General features: G+C 70.9%; 14 protein-coding genes and 1 pseudogene. 7 read left to right on the forward strand and 8 right to left on the reverse strand.

Annotated features, from left to right (window positions below):
- Positions 1-273: 273 nt before the first annotated feature.
- Positions 274-2,772: a SpoIIE family protein phosphatase gene (locus ACFY10_RS41610; protein WP_390670520.1), complete on the forward strand. Its 2,499-nt coding sequence runs from the start codon at positions 274-276 to the stop codon at positions 2,770-2,772.
- Between the two features lie 19 nt (positions 2,773-2,791).
- On the opposite strand, the gene ACFY10_RS41615 is transcribed toward ACFY10_RS41610, so the two are convergent.
- The 6 genes from ACFY10_RS41615 to ACFY10_RS41640 all read right to left on the reverse strand — a co-directional run bounded on the left by ACFY10_RS41615 (position 2,792) and on the right by ACFY10_RS41640 (position 11,553).
- Positions 2,792-3,952, reverse strand: coding sequence for a substrate-binding domain-containing protein (locus tag ACFY10_RS41615; protein WP_390670521.1), 1,161 nt, complete (start codon positions 3,950-3,952; stop codon positions 2,792-2,794).
- 56 nt (positions 3,953-4,008) lie between these two features.
- The gene (locus tag ACFY10_RS41620; protein ID WP_390670522.1) at positions 4,009-5,115 is read right to left on the reverse strand and encodes an ABC transporter permease; all 1,107 of its coding nucleotides are present in this window, start codon (positions 5,113-5,115) and stop codon (positions 4,009-4,011) included.
- The gene (locus tag ACFY10_RS41625; RefSeq protein WP_390670523.1) at positions 5,112-6,659 is read right to left on the reverse strand and encodes a sugar ABC transporter ATP-binding protein; all 1,548 of its coding nucleotides are present in this window, start codon (positions 6,657-6,659) and stop codon (positions 5,112-5,114) included. Before ACFY10_RS41625 ends, ACFY10_RS41620 begins: the two co-directional genes overlap by 4 nt.
- Before the next feature lie 136 nt (positions 6,660-6,795).
- The gene (locus tag ACFY10_RS41630) at positions 6,796-9,672 is read right to left on the reverse strand and encodes a SpoIIE family protein phosphatase (protein ID WP_390670524.1); all 2,877 of its coding nucleotides are present in this window, start codon (positions 9,670-9,672) and stop codon (positions 6,796-6,798) included.
- 130 nt (positions 9,673-9,802) lie between these two features.
- Entirely contained in the window at positions 9,803-10,771 is a 969-nt protein-coding gene (locus ACFY10_RS41635) for a cyclase family protein (RefSeq protein WP_390670525.1), read from the reverse strand.
- 353 nt (positions 10,772-11,124) lie between these two features.
- On the reverse strand, positions 11,125-11,553 hold the full coding sequence (locus ACFY10_RS41640) for a secondary thiamine-phosphate synthase enzyme YjbQ (RefSeq protein ID WP_390670526.1): 429 nt from the start codon (positions 11,551-11,553) through the stop codon (positions 11,125-11,127).
- Between the two features lie 136 nt (positions 11,554-11,689).
- Between ACFY10_RS41640 and ACFY10_RS41645 the strand changes: the two genes are divergently transcribed.
- The 6 genes from ACFY10_RS41645 (at position 11,690) to ACFY10_RS41670 (ending at position 16,874) form a co-directional block, all read left to right on the forward strand.
- Positions 11,690-11,758: a putative leader peptide gene (locus tag ACFY10_RS41645; RefSeq protein WP_351286961.1), complete on the forward strand. Its 69-nt coding sequence runs from the start codon at positions 11,690-11,692 to the stop codon at positions 11,756-11,758.
- Positions 11,759-11,880: 122 nt separating this feature from the next.
- On the forward strand, positions 11,881-12,783 hold the full coding sequence (locus ACFY10_RS41650) for an ABC transporter permease (RefSeq protein WP_390670527.1): 903 nt from the start codon (positions 11,881-11,883) through the stop codon (positions 12,781-12,783).
- Complete coding sequence (locus ACFY10_RS41655) at positions 12,756-13,496, forward strand: ABC transporter ATP-binding protein (RefSeq protein WP_390670528.1); 741 nt, start codon at positions 12,756-12,758, stop codon at positions 13,494-13,496. Before ACFY10_RS41650 ends, ACFY10_RS41655 begins: the two co-directional genes overlap by 28 nt.
- A gap of 50 nt (positions 13,497-13,546) precedes the next feature.
- On the forward strand, positions 13,547-14,569 hold the full coding sequence (locus ACFY10_RS41660) for an ABC transporter substrate-binding protein (protein WP_390670529.1): 1,023 nt from the start codon (positions 13,547-13,549) through the stop codon (positions 14,567-14,569).
- A gap of 4 nt (positions 14,570-14,573) precedes the next feature.
- Positions 14,574-15,728, forward strand: a complete 1,155-nt coding sequence (locus ACFY10_RS41665) for an LLM class flavin-dependent oxidoreductase (protein ID WP_390670530.1) — start codon at positions 14,574-14,576, stop codon at positions 15,726-15,728.
- A gap of 60 nt (positions 15,729-15,788) precedes the next feature.
- A complete protein-coding gene (locus ACFY10_RS41670) occupies positions 15,789-16,874 on the forward strand; it encodes an NAD(P)-binding domain-containing protein (RefSeq protein ID WP_390670531.1) in 1,086 nt (361 codons plus the stop codon).
- Positions 16,875-17,045: 171 nt separating this feature from the next.
- On the opposite strand, the pseudogene mltG reads toward ACFY10_RS41670, so the two are convergent.
- A pseudogene (gene mltG / locus ACFY10_RS41675) lies at positions 17,046-17,894 on the reverse strand (endolytic transglycosylase MltG); the annotation flags it as partial.
- Between the two features lie 61 nt (positions 17,895-17,955).
- Positions 17,956-19,758, reverse strand: a complete 1,803-nt coding sequence (locus ACFY10_RS41680) for an ABC transporter ATP-binding protein (protein WP_390670532.1) — start codon at positions 19,756-19,758, stop codon at positions 17,956-17,958.
- Positions 19,759-19,771 lie beyond the last annotated feature (13 nt).

A 19,771-nucleotide genomic window follows, 5' to 3' on the forward strand; every position in this document is an offset into this window, starting at 1 on the left:
CTCCGTCCGGGTGCTCCCCGCACGGGGGATGGTCCCTGCGCGATCGGCCCGTGCATGTTGCCCTCGGAGTGCATCCCGCGCCACGCGGGGATGGTCCCGCGCTCTCGCTCATGATCGGGCAACCTGGCGAACGTTCCCCCGCTCCGTCTGGCCTGCGGGGACAAAATCGGCTCACCCGTACCGGCCCGACATCCATCCACAGAGAGGTGCGAATGACCCTAAACTGGGAAAAGCACTCCCTGGATGATCGAGGGCAGCGTGTCGGCCAACGGTATGGCATCGAGCTCATACCCGCTCAGCGCCGCGGGTGTCGGCGAAGCGCCCGAGCGCGACGACGCGTTGGTGAGGGCCGTGGTCCATGCCGTGGAGGTCACCGGAGCACATACCGGAAGCGTGTTCCTGCTCTCCGGCGACCGTCGCTCGCTCGTCGTGGCCGCGTCCTGCGGGACACCGCCCTCCCTGCTCAGCGGGTGGCGTCGGATCCCGGTCAACAGCCGTATGCCGGTGGCGGAGGCGTGCCGCTCCGGGCGCATGGTCCACCTGGCCGGCGCGGAGGAGACGATGCGGCGCTTCCCCCAGCTCTCGATCGCCCTGCCCTACCCGTTCGGCTCTGCATCGGTCCCCGTACGGGCGGGCGAGCGGACCTTCGGCGCCATCGCCGTGGTGTGGACGCCCAGGCCGGACGGGACCGGACTGTCGAGGGCGCAGCGCGGGCAGTTGCGCTCCGCCGCCGACCGGCTGGGCACCGCCCTCGCCGGACTGCGGGCCCGCGGCACGCTCGGTGAGTACGACGAGCGGACGGCTCCGGTACTGGTCCCGCTGCCGTCCGCTCCGGCGATCCGGGTGGGCCTGTTCGACTGGAACCTCGACACCGGAGCCCTCACTGCCGACGACGAGCTGTGCGCGATCTTCGGGATTGCGCCCCGCGTGTTCGACGGCCGGGCGGCCACACTGGCGGCCTACATCGAGCCGGCGGATCTGCCCGGTTTTGGGTCCGCCGCCCGCGCCGCGGTCGAGGAGGGACACCTACTGGCGCACCGCCTACGCATCCTGGACGGCCGTGGTGGACACCGCGTCGTCGAGCTGTGGGGCCGGGTACCGGAGAGCCCCGACGACTCGGAGGCCTCTTGCCACCTGGTCGGCGCCGTGCTGGACTCCGGGAGCGGCATGGCCGCCGTGGCGGCGATCGAGCGGCTCGCGGACGGTTTCTTCGCGCTCTCTCCCGACGGACGCCTCGCCTACGCCAACCACAGCCTGGAGGATCTGCTGCGGGTCCGCCAGGACGAACTGCTCGGCCGGCGCCCCTGGGACATCCTGCCTTGGCTGGCCGATCCCGTGTACGAGGACCGCTACCGGGCCGCCGCCGTCTCCCAGCAACCGGTCTCCTTCCTGGTCCGCCGCCCGCCAAACGAGTGGCTGGTCTTCTCCCTCCACCCGGGCGCTCAGGGCATGACGGGATGGGCCTCACGAGTGCGGCAGCCCGTACCGGCCGGCACCGGACCCGGTGCACCAGTCACCGAGGAGGGGCCGCCCTTCTCCTCGGCGCCTCCGCCCGCGGCCCCCCGCGTGGGTTCCCTCTACCGGGTGCTCACGCTGGGCAGCGCCCTCACCGAGGCGGCCACCGCGGACGAGGTGTTCGATGCCGTCGCCGAACAGTTGCTGCCGGCCTTCGGCGGCCAGAAGCTGGCGATCGCCGTGGTGGAGGAACAGCGCCTGCACCTGCTCGCTCAGCGCGGCTACTCGAAACACTTTCTCGCCCGGTTCGAAGGCACCCCGCTGCACGCCCGGCTGCCCGTGACGGACGCGCTGACCTCCGGGGTCCCGCTGTTCGTCGAGTCCCGGGAGCAGCTCCGCGAGAGCTACCCCGGGCTCATGGTGGGTCACACCAACTCCTGGGCGTTCCTGCCGCTGATCGCCTCGAACCACCCGGTCGGCGCCTGCATTCTCGGCTTCGACGACATCCACCGATTCCCCGACGAGGAGCGCGGAGTCCTCACCGCGCTGGGCGGCCTGATCGGCCAGGCGCTGGAACGCGCCAGACTCTACGACGCCGAATTCGCCCTCGCCCGCGGCCTGCAGGACGCGCTGCTGCCGCACCGGCTGCCCACTCTGCCGGGGCTGCACGTCACCGGGCGTTATCTTCCAGGCACCAGGGGGATGGACATCGGCGGCGACTGGTACGACGTCATCCCCACCGGCGACGAAGTCGCACTGATCGTCGGGGACGTCGAGGGGCACAACGTCCCCGCCGCGGCCGCCATGGGCCAACTGCGCAGCGCCATGCGGGCATTCGTCGCCGCCGGCCACCGACCGAGCGACGTCGTCGCCGGCACCAACCGGCTCCACATGGACCTCGACCCGGTGCTCCTCGCCAGCTGCTGCTACGCCCAATTCCATCCCCGCTCGGGGATCGTGCGCATCGTCCGCGCGGGCCACCTCCCGCCCCTGCTGCGCCTGCCCGACGGGCACACCAAGATCCTGGATGTGCCCGGCGGCCCACTGCTCGGCATCGACGCCACGGCACGCTTTCCGGAGTCGGAGCTGCGTCTCGCTCCCGGGTCGGTCCTGGCCCTCTATACGGACGGGTTGATCGAGAGGCGCGACTCGGACATCGGCTCCGACGTCGAGCGACTCCGGGGGTCGCTGGCCCGGCTTGGCGGGGGTGGCCTGGACGATCTGGCCGACGGGCTGCTGCGGGATGCCTGCCACGTTTCCCCCGACAGGGCGGACGACATCGCGCTCCTGCTCACCGAGTACGCCCCGCCACGTTGACCAGTCCCTGCCGCCACTGTCACGTGCCCCAGATCTTCCGGTACGCCTCCCGGTATCCCGCCGGATCCCAGGTCGTGGCGCCGTGGCTGTTGTCGGCCGTGCTGATGTGGACGGGGGCCACATACCCGCTGGCCGGCCGGCCGGAGAAGGCGCGATTGAACTCGTCGACGATCTGCCAGCCCTGCAGGGACAGCGGCTCTGGCACGGTGGCCGCCTGGTACTGCTTGCTGTTGATGCGCTGGAAGGCGGAGGGGTCGCCGTCGCCGGCGCCGATGTTGAAGGGCGGGCCGGAACCCTGCTTGCCGGCCGCGCGGAACGCCGGGGCGGCATCGGCGAAGTACAGGTCGTTGATGGCGACGGAGTGGGTCCATCTCCCCTGGAAGCGGGAGAGCAGTGAGGAGATCTCCCGGGGCGTGCGGCTGCTGGCATCCGGGATCGGGATGTTCTCGTACGCCAGCAGCTTCACCCCCGCGCAGGTGGCCAGCTCCTTCCTGATCAGGTCGGACTTGTACTTGGCGAAGGGGATCGAGGCATCGGTGAAGACCACGGCCCCGGCTGTGCCGTCGGAGCTCGAGATGACCCACTGCGCACTGGCTCTGGCCACGTCCTCGACTTTGGTGGTGACGTTGGTGAAGAGCCTGGGGCGCCGGCTGGGGCCGGGGGAAGCGACCGCGTGCCAGCCGATGAGCGGGATGCCTGCCGCGTTCGCACGCGCCACCTGCTGCGAGGTCGAGCCCGGGTCGAAGCCCCCGATGACGATGCCCGAGGGTCTGACGTCCACGGCCTCGCTCATCGCCGCCTGGATGCCGGCGGGGGTGCCGCCACCGTCGATCACCCGGACGTGCCAGCCGATGACGTGCGCGGCTTTCCGCACGCTGTCCGCGGCGCCCGCGACTCCGGGATTGGTCATGGTCTGGGCGACGTAGACGATGGTCTTGCCGGCCACCGCGGTGGGACCGCTGGTCGGTCCGTTCCAGGGGATGTCGGTCCGCTCCGCCCGGCTGACGGCGGCCTGGGCCCTGGTCTGGGCCGCGGGGCAGCCGCTCGGACCCGAGGTGGAGTGCGCCGGGCCGCTCGACGAGCCGCGTTCACAGCCGGCCAGCACGAAGACCGCGACCACCAGGGCGGTGGCAGTGGACCGCGCGTTGCGGACGGTGGGGGTGTTGCGGTTGCGGTGCACGGAAGCTCCTTGCGGAGGATGCCGCCCGGGCACTTTGGCGGTGCCCGCGGCGTGGGTCATGGAGGGCTGCCCGGCGTGCCGTCGTCCTGTGTCACGGCGGGCGAATCGCGGGCGACGACCGCACCGGTGCGCAGTCGGCGACGAGCGGAGTAGCCGGCCAGTCCGACGGCGAGGAGCAGAGTGCCGCCGTAGAACAACGGGACCGTCCAGAAATCGCCGCCCATCTGGGCGATGCCGGTGAGGCCGACGGCGAGGACGGCGACGGCGACGAGGGTGCCCAGGGCGTTGGGGCGCCCGGGTTTGATGGCGGTGGAGCCGAGGAGGGCCCCGACGAACGCGGGCAGCAGGTAGTCGAGGCCGACGCTGGGATTGCCGATCTGCTGCTGGGCCGCGAGCAGCACTCCGTCGAAGCCGACGATCAGTCCCGACGCGGCGAAGGCGTAGACGGTGTACTTGCGGGTCGGGATGCCGACCAGGTCGGCGGCGCGCGGGTTCGACCCGACGACGTACAGGTACCTGCCGAGCGGCAGCCGCTCCAGAACCACCCAGAGGGCGACCGTGAGCGCGAGCACGTAAAACGCGGGAACCGGCAGGCCGAGGAACGTCGAGTCGTAGATGTCGGTGAAGGCGGCCGGGAGGCCTTGCGGGCCGGGGACGATCCGGCCGCCGCCGGTGACCCATCCGGTCACCGCGTACATGATGCTGCCAGTTCCGAGCGTGGCGATGAACGAATCGATCCGTCCGAATTCGACGACGACACCGTTGAGGACGCCCACGACACCCCCTCCGGCGATCACCGTGAGGCAGGCGAGCGGCCAGGGCCACCCGTCGGCCACGACAAGCTGCATCACCATGACATGCGCCAGGCCGAGACCGTAGCCGATGGAGAGGTCGAACGCGCCGGTCACGATGGGGACCATCGCGGCGAGTGCGAGGACGGCCGGGATCGACTGGTTGGACAGGATCGAGTCGACGGTGTCCCGGGTGGGAAAGGTACGCGGCAGGGTGAGGGAGAAGATCAGGAAGAGCAGGGCGGTGAGGGTCAGGAGGCCGTAGGCGCCGATGAGTTGCCCGCTACGGCCGTGCAGTCGGGCGAGTCGCCTCGGTGGTCCCGAGCGACGCGGCCGTGGCGGGGGCGCAGCCGGAGAGGGGGAGCCAGTCACGGATTCGCCGCGGTTCCGGAGGAGGGCAGGGCCGAAGCCGCCCGCGTGAGCTCGGTGACCGTGAGGGCCGGGCCGGTCAGCTCGGTCGTCACGGATCCGCGGACGAAGACCAGGGCGCGCCGACACACGCCCGCGACCTCCTCGAAGTCGCTGGAGATGAGGAGGACCGCGAGGCCGGCGGCGAGCGCCTCGTCGAGCAGGCGGTGGATCGCGGCTTTGGCACCGATGTCCACGCTCGCCGTCGGTTCCTCGAGGATCAGCAGGCGCAGGGCCAGCCGCAACCACCGGCCGATCATGACCTTCTGCTGGTTCCCCCCGGACAGGGTGGCGATGGCAGCCTCGCTGTCGTCGGGACGCACCGAGAACCGTTCGATCAGGGTGCCGGCCTCGGCGCGTTCGCGGCGGGGGCTGATCCAGCACAGCGCCGACATGCCTCCCGCCCGGGGGTTGGCCAGGAGGTTCTCCCGTACGGTCAGCTCGGCGAGGCAACCCTCCCGCTGTCTGTCACCGGGTACGAGGGCGACACCCCGTCCGACGGCGTCCGCGACCGTACGGGGATGGTACGGGCGACCGCCGAGAAGGGCCCGTCCGCCGAGGAGGGGCCGGGCGCCCGCAAGGGCTCGGGCGAGGCCCATGTGTCCGGCGCCCGTGAGGCCGACCAGGCCGAGGACTTCCCCCCGCCTGAGCTCCAGACTGACCGGTCCCGCGTCGGGGGTGCGCACCCCGTCCAGGGTCAGGATGGCCGGGCCGCCGGCCGGGGTGGTGGCGGGGCGGTGATCGGTCGGCCCCTCGCCGGTGATGGCGCGCACCAGGCGGGCAGGAGTGTGGCTCGCCAGCGAGCCGTGGCTGACCAGGCGTCCGTCGCGCAGCACGGCGAAGGTGTCGGCGACCTCGTACACCTCGTCCAGGCGATGGCTGACGTAGAGGATGCCGTGCCCCCGGTCGCGCAGGGTGTGCAGCACCCGGAACAGCCGGGTGCAGTCCGCGGCGGGCAGGCGGGCGGTCGGCTCGTCGAGGACGATGAGTCTCGCCCGTGCCGCCAGGGCTCGTGCGACGGCGACAAGCGAACGCTCGGCCGGGGCGAGGCGGGAGATCGGCGTGTCGGGGTCGAGATGTCCGGCGACGACCCGCAGGGCCTCGGTGCATTGTTCTCGGGTGAGCCGCCAGGAGATCAGTCCGGCGCGGCGCGGATACCCGGTGCTCAGAGCGATGTTCTCGGCTACCGTCATCCACTCCACCAGGCCGAGATCCTGATGGATGAAGGACATGTGCCGGGAAGCGGCGTGACTCCCGAGCGGGTGCCCGGCCACGGTGACCTGCCCCGAGTCGGCGTGGTGGACGCCGGCGAGCACCTTGATGAGCGTGGACTTCCCGGCTCCGTTGGGACCAAGGAGGGCGAGGACGCTGCCGGCGTGGACATCGAGGTCGACCCCGGCGAGCGCGAGGGTTCCCCCGAAGCGCTTGGCAAGTCCGCGGACACGGACCAGAGGTTCCGCCCCGAAGGGCGGGACCGCATGCGCAGAGGTGTCGTGGGCCTCGTGCACGGACCTCTCCGGGGTTGGACCTGTCGTGTTCTTCCCGCTGTGCATCAGTGACATTAGCGGCACATGTTGCACATTTTCCGACATGTGGCCGCCCGCTGTGACCCCAACGGAGCAGCGAATCGCCGGGGTCGGCGCCTCAGGCCCCCTCGAGCCCGCATTCGGCCCAGATGACCTTGCCCTGCTGGGTGTAGCGCGTGCCCCAGCTCTGCGTCAGCTGCGCGACGAGGAACAGGCCGCGGCCGCCCTCGTCGGTGCTGGCCGCTCGGCGCAGGTGCGGGGCGGTGTTGCTGGTGTCGGAGACCTCGCAGATCAGGGTGCGGTCGTGGAGCAGCCGTACCCGGATGGGCCCTGCGCCGTGGCGGATGGCGTTCGTGACCAGCTCGCTGAGCACCAGTTCAACGGCGAACGCGGCCTCGTCGAGTCCCCAGTCGGTCAGTTGCCGGGTGGCGGAGGCGCGCACCTCGCTGACCAGGGCCGGATCCGCGGGCAGGTCCCAGGTGGCGATCCGCTGGGGGTCCAGGGCGTGGGTGCGGGCGACGAGCAGGGCGATGTCGTCGCAGGGGTGGGCGGGGGCCACCGTGTCGAGTACCGCCTCGCAGGTCTCGTCGGGCGTGCCGTTCGCTTGGGCCAGCGTGGCGCTCAGCTGATCGAGGACCACGTCGACGTCGCGGTGACGGTCCTCGATGAGCCCGTCGGTGTAGAGAACCAGCTGGCTGTTCTCAGGGAGGTCGAGCTCGGCGGCTTCGAACGGCAGACCGCCGAGGCCGAGCGGCGGTCCGGCGGGCAGGTCGGGGAACCACACGGTGCCGTCGGGGCGGACCAGAGCGGGCGGGGGATGGCCGGCGCGGGCCATGGTGCACTGCTGTGTGGTCGGGTCGTAGATGGCGTAGAGACAGGTTGCGCCGATGATGCCTGCGTCCACGGCGCCGGGGTCCTCCCGGTCCAGACGTCCCACGAGTTTGTCGAGGTGGGTGAGGACCTCGTCCGGGGGGAAGTCGAGTTCGGCGAAACTGCGGGCGGCCGTGCGCAGCCGCCCCATGGTGGCGGCGGAGAGCATGCCGTGGCCGACGACGTCGCCGACGAAGAGCCCGATGCGGCTGCCGGACAGGGGTATGACGTCGTACCAGTCCCCTCCCACGTCGGATTCGGCGGGCAGGTAGCGATGGGCGACCTCGACGGCGTCCTGATCCGGCACACCGTGCGGGAGCAGGCTGCGCTGCAGGGCCAGGACCATGGCGCGTTCGCGCGTGTAGCGCCGGGCGTTGTCGATGGACAGTGCGGCACGGGCGGCCAGTTCCTGGGCCAGCGACCGGTCGTCGTCCCCGAACGGCGGCGAGTCCTGCGCGCGGTAGAAGACGGCCACACCCAGGACTGCGCCGCGGGCGACCAGGGGCACCGCGATGAGGGAGTGGACGTGGCTCAGCAGCTGTGCGGAGTGCTCAGGGTCCTGCGCGAACCAGCCCGCGGCAGCCTTCAGGTCCGGTTCCAGCACTGCCTGGCCGCTCGTCAGACACCGCGACTGCGGCATCGTCGGACCGTAGTCGACCTGCTTGCCGGCCGGGTGGAAGGGACAGTCGTCATGGATGCCGTGGACCACCGTACGGCGTAGGTCACTGCGGGGATCGGCGGGCTCCTCGCCGCGGAGCACGGCTTCCGGCAGGTCGATGGTGACGAAGTCGGCCAGTTGCGGCACCGCCGACTCGGCGAGCTCCCTGGCGGTAGTGCGCACATCCAGGGTGGTGCCTATGCGGACGCCGGCCTCGGACAACAATTCCAGGCGGCGGCGCGCGGCCAGGGCGTAGGTCCCCACGTGCGGCTCCCCCACCATCATGAGCCCTCTCGCCGGGGGCGGGGAGTCGGAGTGCTCGTCCGTCGTGCCGTCGCCGACCGTGACGCGCTCGACGCCCACGGCGACAGGGCCGTGCTCCGTGCCGGGAAGATACTCCGCCGGCGGGGTGACGTGGAGCTGCCCGGGCGCCACGTCGGGAACAGCCCCGGAGAACGTGAGGGAGGCGGCGACGGCAAGCTCGGCAGGGAGGCCCAGCGGCTCGTGGACCTGATGCGGGAAGGCGAGGGGCTCGCGCGGTGAGGGACCGGGGACAACGGCCTCGATGGCGAAGCCCTCCACTCCGGAGGCACTCGTCATCGGCCGGCTCACGAGCGTGACCCGACGGCCGTCGGACAGGGGCACGTCGACACAGGCCCGCTGCGCGCAGGCGATCAGCTCGGCGGCCTTCTCCATGAGGATCGCCCGGTCGCGGGGGCTCATCTCCACGGCCAGTTCCCGCACCCCTATGCGGTGCCGAAAACCTGCGGCGGCCTCGGCTCCGCTGTCCAGGTACGCCCGCAGCAGAGCGCGCTCACGCGAGGAACTCTGCCCCAGCAGCCGCCGCTCGATGGTCTCGGCCGCCTTGCGTATCACGGTGTCCAGCGCCGGGTCCTCGGCGCTGCGCGGATAGCCGAAGCACAGGATGCCCTCGATGCGGCCGCTGAGCGGGTCGCGGACGGGAAGCGCGCGGCAGGCACTGCCCTGGGAGCGCTCGGCGAAGTGCTCGGCACCGTAGACCCGGATGGGTTGGCGCTCGGCCAGGGCGAGACCGATGCCGTTGGTACCTGCGACCTTCTCGGCGAACACGAACCCGGGGACACTCTGGATGGCCGGGAGAACTCTGGCCAGCGACGCTTCTCCGAAACGGCGCAGGAGAACCGTCCCGCTCGCATCGGCGACGGAGATGTTCATCGCGCTGCCGGCGAACGTGGCCTGCAGCCGGTCGAGCACCGGGACGGCCGCGCGCACGATCCGTCCGTCCGGTTCGAAGTCCTCCCGGAAGGGAAGGTCGGACTGGTCCGGCGACAGCCCCAGGGTCCGGCAGCGCCGCCAGGAATGCAGGATCGACGTGCGCACGCCCGTCTCGACCGGCTCACCCTGCAGGAACCGCTCACGGAAACTGGCGGGCCCCGTGCCGCCTGGCGCACGCCCCGCCGGTATCGGATCTTCGCCGGCCCGAACCACGCTCCGCCTCACTCGCGCCTTCGACAGTCAACCCTTCCGAAATGTCTGATATAGACGAGGATACGGGTATTGGAGGCGCGAGTCACCGTTCACCAGGCCCCTCACACACGGTGACCGGACCGGATCGGCGTCACAGGACCGCGACCGGGTTGACGGGCGAGCCCGTCCCGCCCGGGACGTTCAGCGGCGCCACGACGAGCATGAAGTCGTAGCGCCCCGCCGTCGCGGTCGCGGCGGACAGCGCTTCCAGGTCGAGGTTGTCCAGCAGCGGCATCCCCATCGCGGCCACAGCCAGGGCGTGGACCGGCGAGTGCACGCCGTCCACGGGTGAGGGGCGTACGTCACTGTCGCCGTCTCCGCCGAGCAGCGCGATGCCACGCTCGGCCAGCAGCGGCAGGGCGTCCACATGAAAGCCCGCGCTGGCCGTGTCGGGGTCCCAGGCGCCGAGTTCCTCACGGCGCCGGACGTGTCCGGAGCGCAGCAGTACCGCGTCGCCATCGCCGATCGTCACATCGAGCGCCTTCTCCACAACGACGATGTCCCTCGCGTGCACCGCTCGCCCCGGCTCCAACCAGTGGATCCCGAGGACGGCGGGCAGGTCGAGGAGCACACCCCTCGTGACGAGGGGCCCGAGCGTCGACACCGCGCCGAAGCGGGCGCCTGCGGCATCGACGACCTCGTGTGCCGTGCGGCCGTCGTAGAGCTGCCCCCGATAGGCGATGTGGCACAGCGCGTCGAGATGGGTGATGCCCTTGCCGTGGTAGTCGGCGGCGATGAAGTCCTTGTGGGTGGAGGGTTCCGGCGCCTCCACGTCACCGAGGTCGGTCATGTGGTGCAGGGCAGGCTTGCGGTTGCCGGGGCCGGGCCGGGTGTTCCACGGCAGCGCCAGCGGGACGACCGTCCCGGTCCGCACGCGCGCTGCGGCCCGCCGCACATGGTCCGCGGTGACCCGGTTCCAGGCACCGCGGTCGGCCGGGGACCAGCGACCCCACGTGCGAACCGCCTCGAAGAGTGCGTCGAACTCCCGACGGGAGACGGCGGGCCCGTTGCCGACACCGGTCGGCGCGGGATTCGCGGCATCGGCGGAACTCGGACTCATCTGTACTCACCGCTCCCAGGCTGGAACGGCTCCGACGGCAGGACGTCACCGGGCGCGACACGGATCGGGCTTACGGGGTGTGCGCCCGGCTGACGCCGTGACACGGAGAAGCACCGTCCTCGTGATCGGAAAACCAGCTTCGCACATTCACGGGTGCTCTTGGAGAGGTGTGCCCGCAGGGAGGGGTTGTGCAGGTTCCGTCCGCCACCGCGCCGGGTCCCCCATCCCGGCGCACGTCCACCCCGGTGCAGGTGCGCTCGCCGTGGTGGGAGAGTAGGGCGAGTGGATCGAGTGCGGCCTCTTCACCGAGGTGCTCGACAACAATGCGCTCGTGGGCGAGTACACGGCTGCAGTCAGGAGCCCGCAAGAAACGAGAAACGCACCTTCCGCTCCGCATTATCCCTGTTCGTATCCACCAGACACACCGACTGCCAAGTCCCCAACTCCAGCCGCCCGTCGACCACCGGCAGCGTCGCATGCGGCGGTACGAACGCCGGGAGGACGTGGTCGCGGCCGTGGCCGGGGCTGCCGTGGCGGTGCTGCCAGCGGTCGTCGGCGGGGAGGAGGGTGTGGAGGGTGGCGAGGAGGTCGTCGTCGCTGCCGGAGCCCGTTTCGAGGATCGCGATTCCGGCCGTGGCATGGGGGACGAAGACGTTGAGGAGGCCGTCACGGCCGGCGGCCGCCTCCCGCAGGAAGGCCGCGCAGTCGCGGGTCAGGTCGACGACCCTCTCCGTGGAGCCGGTGGCGACGTTCAGGACTCGGGTGGTGAAGGCATCTGACATGGCCCCATCCTGACCCATACGTCGGGTTCCGCAGGTCAGCGGCGGCCCGCCGGTTGATACGAGTGGTCCACTCCGCGAGACGCCATTGACCGTGCACCGACGATCTGGCTACTTTCGCCGCATGTTGCGTTCAGCCATGCTCACCACGCGCGGTCACATCGACCTGCTGCGGGTGGCCTCCGCCGCGTGTCGCCGCGGCTGCTGACGCCTTTCCAAGTCTTCCCCCCCTCATTGCCTGCACTTCGCCGTACCCGCGCGCCCCGCGTGACGTGGCGGCCCTGAGGCGTACCCCCTCCCTCACCGGACGCTCTCCCCCCTGGAGCACCCATGAGCATCAGCCATGCCCCACCAGGCTCCTCCGAACCCGATATTTCCCCTATATCCGCATCGAAGGGTACCGACGCCGACTCCCGTGACCCGGCGCCCCTCGACCTCACCCCCATCGTCCCGACCTCCACCCGCCGCACCCGCATCCCGCGCTGGCTGCGCCGCACCGCAGGCCCCCTCCTGTTGCTCGCCCTGTGGCAACTCCTCAGCTCCACCGGCGTGTTGACGTCGGACGTACTCGCCCCGCCCGGTCGGATCGCCCGGGTCGCCGGGGACATGGTCGGTGACGGTTCGCTGGCCTCCGCCATGGGCACATCGCTGCAGCGTGTGGCGTTCGGGCTGCTGCTGGGCACCGTCATCGGGACCGGACTCGCGCTGGTCTCGGGTCTGTTCAGGATCGGTGAGGACCTGGTGGACGCGCCGGTGCAGATGCTGCGGACCGTGCCGTTCGTGGGTCTGATCCCGCTGTTCATCATCTGGTTCGGCATCGGCGAGGCCCCGAAGGTCGCCATCATCACGCTCGGCGTGACCTTCCCGCTCTACCTCAATGTGTACGCCGGAATCCGCGGTGTGGACGCCCAGTTGATCGAGGCCGGGGAATCCCTGGGCCTGTCCCGCTGGGGACTGGTGCGACATGTCGTGCTGCCGGGGGCGCTGCCCGGCGCGCTCACCGGGTTGCGCTACTCGCTCGGCATCGCCTGGCTGGCGCTGGTCTTCGCCGAGCAGGTCAACGCCGACTCCGGCATCGGCTTCCTCATGGTGCAGGCACGGGACTTCCTGCGCACCGACGTGATCGTGGTCTGCCTGATCGTCTACGCCTTCCTCGGCCTGCTGGCCGACTTCGTCGTCCGCTCCCTCGAAAGGCTGCTGCTGCAATGGCGACCGACGTTCACCGGCCGGTGACCCCGCAGACTGCGGTACGCGTCGAGGGACTGACCCGCTCCTTCGACGGCCGTGCCGTCATCGACAACCTCCAACTCGACGTGCAGCCCGGCGAGTTCGTCGCCCTGCTCGGTCGCAGCGGCTGCGGCAAGTCCACCCTGCTGCGCATCCTCGCCGGCCTCGACCGCGACATCGAGGGCACCGTCCTGGTCCCGCGCCGCAAGGCCGTCGCCTTCCAGGCCCCACGCCTCATGCCCTGGAAGAAGGTCTGGCGCAACGTCCTGCTCGGCCTGCCCGGCAAGCCCGAACGCGCCGTCGCCGACAAGGCCCTTCAGGAGGTCGGCCTCAGCCACCGCACCACCGCCTGGCCCAAGACCCTCTCGGGCGGCGAGGCCCAACGCGCCTCCCTGGCACGGGCGTTGGTCCGCGAACCCGATCTGCTGCTGCTCGACGAGCCGTTCGGCGCACTCGACGCACTCACCCGCATCAAGGCCCAGCGCCTGGTGGGCGAGTTGTGGCAGCGCCGGGGCTGCGCGGTGCTGCTGGTCACGCACGACGTCGAGGAGGCCGTCCTGCTCGCCGACCGCGTCCTGGTCATGGACGACGGCGTCATCGCGCACGAGCAGCACATCGACCTGGACCGCCCGCGCGACATCTCCGACCCCCGGTTCGCCGAGCTCCGCGCCGGCCTGCTGGAACGGCTCGGCGTCGACACCGCCGCCGAAGCCGCCTGAACTCCCCCCCCACACCACCCCCAGTTCCACAGAACGGAAACCGATCCGCCATGCGACGACGTCTCGTCCCCGCCGCGCTGCTCCTCCCCTTCGCCCTCCTGCTCACCGCCTGCGGCGGGAACTCGTCCGCGAACACGGGGACCGGCACCGACGGCAAGGGCTCCCTCACCCTCAACGTCGGTGACCAGAAGGGTGGTTCGGAGGCCATCCTGCGGGCCGCCGGGGAACTCAAGAGCCTCGACTACAAGATCAAGTGGTCGACCTTCACCTCCGGCCCGCCGCTGCTGGAGGCCGTCAACGCCAAGGCCGTCGACATCGGCGGCGTCGGCAACACCCCGCCGGTCTTCGCCGCGGGCGCGGGCTCGAAGATCACGGTCGTGGCCGCCTTCCACGGCACCTCCAAGGGCGACGCCATCCTCGTACCGAACAACTCGAAGCTGACCGACCCCGAGCAGCTCAAGGGCAAGTCGGTCGCTGTGGCGCAGGGTTCCTCCGCCAACTACCAGCTGGTCGCCTCCCTCAAGGCGGCCGGGCTGAGCCTGAGCGACGTGAAGGTCAAGTACCTCCAGCCGGCCGACGCGCTGGCCGCGTTCACCTCCGGCAAGGTCGACGCCTGGGCGGTGTGGGACCCGTACACCTCCCAGATCCTGCAGGGCAAGCAGGGCCGCGTCCTCACCACCGGCGAGGGCATCACCAACGGCCTGACCTTCCAGGTGGCGGCGCCGAGCGCGCTGCAGGACAAGAAGAAGGCCGCGGCCATCAAGGACTACCTGGACCGTCTGCGCCGGGCCACGGCCTGGGTCTACAACCACCAGGAGGAGTGGGCGAAGGTCTGGGCGAAGGACACCGGTCTGCCCTACGAGGTGGCGCTGGCCTCGGTGAAGCGCACCAACGCCACCCGGATCTCGGTCGCCGTGGACAAGCCGCTCATCGCCTCCGAGCAGCAGATCGCCGATGCCTTCACCGGGTTGAAGCTGATCCCGAAGAAGGTCGACTTCGCCGACTTCGTGGACACCCGCTACAACGGCAAGCTGCCTGCCTCGACCACGCCCGCCCGGGCGTCGCAGGGCTGAGCGGATGAGCGTCCGTCTCCACTGGTTCCTGCCCACCGGCGGCGACGGCCGCACCCTCGTCGACCGGCACGCCTATGCGCCCAATGAGGCGGGCGCGGCCCGGCAGGTGCGCGGGGTGCGTCCGCCCGACATCGACTACCTCGCCCAAATCGCCAAAGCAGCCGAGCAGTTGGGCTTTGAAGCGGTGCTGACACCGACCGGCACCTGGTGCGAGGACGCCTGGCTGACGACGGTGGCGCTGGCCCAGCACACCGAGCGGCTGAAGTTCCTGGTGGCCTTCCGGCCCGGGCTGATCTCGCCGACGCTCGCCGCGCAGATGGCGGCGACCTATCAGCGGATCACCCGCGGACGGCTGCTGCTCAACGTCGTCACCGGCGGCGACTCGGCGGAGCAGCGCCGCTTCGGCGACGGGCTCGACCACGACCAGCGGTATGTGCGTACGGACGAGTTCCTGTCGGTGGTACGAGGGGTGTGGCGCGGCCAGCCGTACGACTTCGACGGCGTTCACTACCAGGTCGAGGGCGGGCTGACCGCGCTGCCGCCCGATCCGCTGCCGCAGCTGTTCTTCGGCGGGTCCTCGGCGGCGGCCGGGCCGGTCGCGGCGCGGCATGCCGATGTGTATCTGACCTGGGGCGAGCCGCCGGCGCAGGTGAAGCAGAAGATCGGCTGGATCCGGTCGCTGGCGGAGCGGGAGGGCCGGACGGTCCGTTTCGGGATCCGTCTGCACACCATCTCGCGCGACTCGTCGGCCGAGGCGTGGGCGACGGCGCACCGGCTGCTCGACGACCTCGACGCGGACACCGTAGCGGCCGCACAGGCGGCGCTCGGGCGCAGCGAGTCGGTGGGGCAGCAACGGATGCTGGCGCTGCACGGCGGCTCCCGTGACGAGCTGGAGATCCATCCCAACCTGTGGGCCGGGGTGGGTCTGGTGCGCGGTGGCGCGGGTACGGCGCTGGTCGGCAGCCATGCCGAGGTGGCCGACCTGATCGAGGAGTACCACGCGCTGGGCGTCGAGCACTTCGTGCTCTCCGGGTATCCGCACCTGGAGGAGGCGTACTGGTTCGGCGAGGGGGTGATTCCCGAGCTGGCGGCGCGCGGGCTGCTGGACCGTGCGGCGAGCGGCGGCGGCTCGCCGATCCTCGTCGCGGGCGGGCGGTGATCCCGCACACCACGGACCGACCGCGGGAAGATCCACGGCCGCCGCGCGGTTGGTGGAAGCGTGAACAACGCGCGCGAGGTCGAGGTAGTCGTCGTGGGCGCCGGTCAGGCGGGTCTGGCTGGCGCCTATCACCTGCGGCGCACTGGTTTCGAGCCGGAGCGCGACTTCGTGGTGCTCGACCACTCCGCCGGTCCGGGCGGCGCCTGGCAGTTCCGGTGGCCGTCGCTGACGTACGGCAAGGTGCACGGCATGCATGCGCTGCCGGGCATGGAGCTGACTCACGCCGATCCCGCTCGGGCCTCGTCCGAGGTGATCGCCGAGTACTTCGCCTCGTACGAGCGCGCCTTCGACCTGCGGGTTCGGCGGCCCGTCGATGTGCGTGCCGTGCGGGAGGGTGTGGGCGGGCGGTTGCTCGTCGAGACCTCGGACGGCGGCTGGTCGACGCGGGCGCTGATCAACGCGACCGGCACCTGGGACCGGCCGTTCTGGCCGCGCTATCCCGGTCAGGAGACCTTCCGGGGGCGGCAGTTGCACACGGCGCAGTACCCCGGGCCGGAGGCGTTCGCCGGGCAGCGGGTGGTCGTGGTGGGCGGGGGTGCCTCCGGTACGCAGCATCTGCTGGAGATAGCTCCGTACGCAGCCGCCACCACGTGGGTGACCAGGCGGGCCCCGGTCTTCCGTGAGGGCCCCTTCACCGAGGACGTGGGGCGGGCGGCCGTTGCGCTCGTCGAGGAGCGGGTGCGGCAGGGGCTGCCGCCGAAGAGTGTCGTCTCGGTCACCGGGCTGCCGCTCAACGACGCGATCCGGCAGGGCATCGAGGACGGGGTTCTCGACCGCCGGCCCATGTTCGACCGGATCACGCCGGACGGGGTGGAGTGGAACGACGGGCGGCGGGTGGCGGCCGACGTCATCCTGTGGGCCACCGGTTTCCGGGCGGCCATCGACCATCTGCGGCCGCTGCGGCTGCGCGAGCCGGGCGGCGGGATCCGCGTCGAGGGCACGCGCGCGGTCGCCGATCCGCGGGTCCATCTCGTCGGTTACGGACCGTCGGCCAGCACCATCGGCGCCAACCGGGCGGGCCGGGCGGCCGTGCGGGACATCCGGCGGCTGCTCGCGGGGCGGCCGGGCGAGCCCGTCGCCGCCTGATGACCAGTGCGCGGGCTACTTCGTGGCCTGCGGTCCGGGGCTCTGCGGAGCGAGGCTCTGCGGTCCGGGGCTGTGCGGGCCGGAGCTCTGCGGACCAGGGCTGTGCGGAGCGAGGCTCTGCGGACCAGAACTCTGCGGACCAGTGCTCTGCGGGCCAGAACTCTGCGGACCGGAGCTCTGCGGACCAGGGCTCTTCTGCTGGGCGTTGAACTCGGCCACGTTGCGCTGGTGCTCCAGATAGTCGGCGGTGAAGCGGGTGTCGCCCGGCTTGACCGTCACGAAGTACAGCCAGTCGCCGGCGGGCGGGTTGATCGCGGCACGCATCGCCTCCTCGCCCGGGTTGTCGATCGGCGTCGGAGGCAGCCCCATGCGCTGGTAGGAGTTGTAGGGGCTGGCGAGCTTCGTGTCGTCGGCGCTGGTCTTCAGCGTGGCGCGGTCCAGGGCGTAATTGAGGGTGGAATCCATCTGCAGCGGCATCCCGCGCTCGAGCCGGTTGAAGACGACCCGCGCCACCTTGCCCATGTCGGCCTTCGAGGCGGCCTCGGCCTGCACGATGCTCGCGATGGTGACCGTCTGGTAGACGTTCATCGCGTTGTGCTGCGCGCCTGCCGTGACCGGGGCGCCGTTGAACTTCTTGTTGGCCGTGTTGACCATGAACGACAGCAGGGACTCGGGCGTCGTCTTCTTCGCGACGGGATAGGTCGCCGGGAAGAGGTAGCCCTCGGGGTTGCCCTGCGCGTCGTTCGGCAGGTTCAGGTGTGCTTTCGCGAGTGCCTTCTTGGTGCTGCCGGGGGGCAGGGTGAGGGCCTTGTCGACGGCCCCGTAGACCTGGCTCGCGCGCCAGCCCTCCGGGATCACCAGGGAGGCGGGCTTGGCCTCCTCCCCGCCGCTGCGCACGGTCAGCAGCGGCACCACCAGGGCGGTGCCGGCCACAACGGCTCCGGTCGCGATGAGGATGAGGACGAGTCGGCCCCGGCGCGTCAGTCGAATCGTGCCCCGTGGCGGAGTGTTCTTCTGCATGCGGGCACGGTAACGCGCATATCACCATAAACCCGACATATCTTCAGCCTGTCGGTTCCAGTCAGCCTGTCGGTTCCAGTTGGGCATCCCGGCGTACGAGGGCCGCGTACCGCCCGTCCTGCTCCAGCAGTTCCTCGTGGGTGCCCCGTTCGGCGAGGCTGCCGGAGTCGAGGACCACGATCTGGTCGGCGCCGCGGACGGTGGACAGCCGGTGCGCGATGGTGAGCGTGGTGCGGTTGGCCGACAGGGCGTCGATGGCCTCCTGGACGGCCGCTTCGGTGCGGTTGTCCAGGGCACTGGTCGCCTCGTCGAGGATCAGCACCGGCGGGTCGCGCAGGATGGTGCGGGCAATCGCCAGGCGCTGCTTCTCGCCGCCGGAGAAGCGGTGGCCGCGCTCGCCGACGACCGTGTCGTACCCGTCGGGAAGCGACGCGATGTGGTCGTGGATCTGGGCCGCCCTGGCCGCCGCGTGCAGGTCCTCGTCGGTGGCGTCCGGCTTGGCGAAGCGCAGGTTCTCGGCGACCGAGGCGTGGAAGAGGTACGTCTCCTGGGAGACGACGCCGACCGCGCGCGCGAGGGTGTCGAAGTCGAGGTCGCGGACGTCGATGCCGTCGAGGGTGACGCGGCCGCCTGTGACGTCGTACAGCCTCGGGACGAGATAGCCGAGCGTCGACTTGCCGGCGCCGGTGGGGCCGACGATCGCGAGACTGGTGCCCGCGGGGACGGTGACGTCGATGCCGTCAAGGGTGGGGCCGCTCTTCTCGTCGTAGCGGAACTCGACGTCCTCGAAGCGGACTTCGCCCTTGATCCGGTCGAGGTGGACCGGGTTCTCCCGCTCGGTGATGTCGATCGGCAGGTCGAGGTATTCGAAGATGCGCTGGAAGAGCGCGAGCGAGGTCTGGATCTGGACGCCGGTCGACAGGAGGCTGACGGCCGGGCGGAACAGGCCCTGCTGGAGCGAGACGAAGGCGACGATCGTACCGATGGAGATGTCGGGGCCACCCGACTGGAGGGCGATGCCCGCGGTCCAGTAGATGACGGCCGGCATGGCGGCCATGACGATCGTGATGACGGCCATCCGCCAGCGGCCGGACATGTTCGACCTCACCTCGAGGTCGACCAGGCCCTCGGACTCCTCGGCGAAGGACTGCGTCAGGGAGTCGGAGCGGCCCATGGTGCGGCCCAGCAGGATGCCGCTGACGGAGAGCGACTCGGTGACCGTGGCGGCCATGGCGGCCATCTGCTTCTGGCGCTGGGTGGTGATCTTCTTGCGTTCCTGGCCGACGCGGCGGCTGATCCACACGAAGACCGGGAGCAGGAGGAGCGAGACGACGGTCAGCCGCCAGTCGAGGGCGATCATCGCGACGATCGTGGCGACCACGCTGGTCAGGTTGGAGACCAGGGAGGTGGCGGTGGAGGTGACGGTGGCCTGCATGCCGCCGATGTCGTTGGCTATGCGGGACTGGACCTCGCCGGTGCGCGTGCGGGTGAAGAACGCGAGCGACATGCGCTGCAGGCGGCCGTAGACGGCGGTGCGCAGGTCGTGCATGACGCGCTGGCCGACCGTCGTGGAGATCAGGGTCTGCAGCACGCCGAAGATGCTGGTGAGGACGGCGCTGAGGATCATGCCGAGCGCGAGCAGGCTGAGCAGGCCGGTGCGGCCCTGGGGGATCGCGACGTCGAGGGTCGCCTTCAGCAGGAAGGGCGTGGCGACGGAGACCAGCGAGGAGGCGCCGACCAGCAGGCCGACGACGGCGAGACGGGCGCGGTAGGGGCGGAAGAGCTTCAGGATGCGGCGCACCTGCCGGGGTTGCTCCTTGGCATCGGCCGGCGGCGTCCAGCGGGGTTCTCGATCGGGGTGCAATGGACTCCTAGGG

Source organism: Streptomyces sp. NPDC001401 (genome assembly GCF_042895385.1).
Taxonomy (GTDB): domain Bacteria; phylum Actinomycetota; class Actinomycetes; order Streptomycetales; family Streptomycetaceae; genus Streptomyces.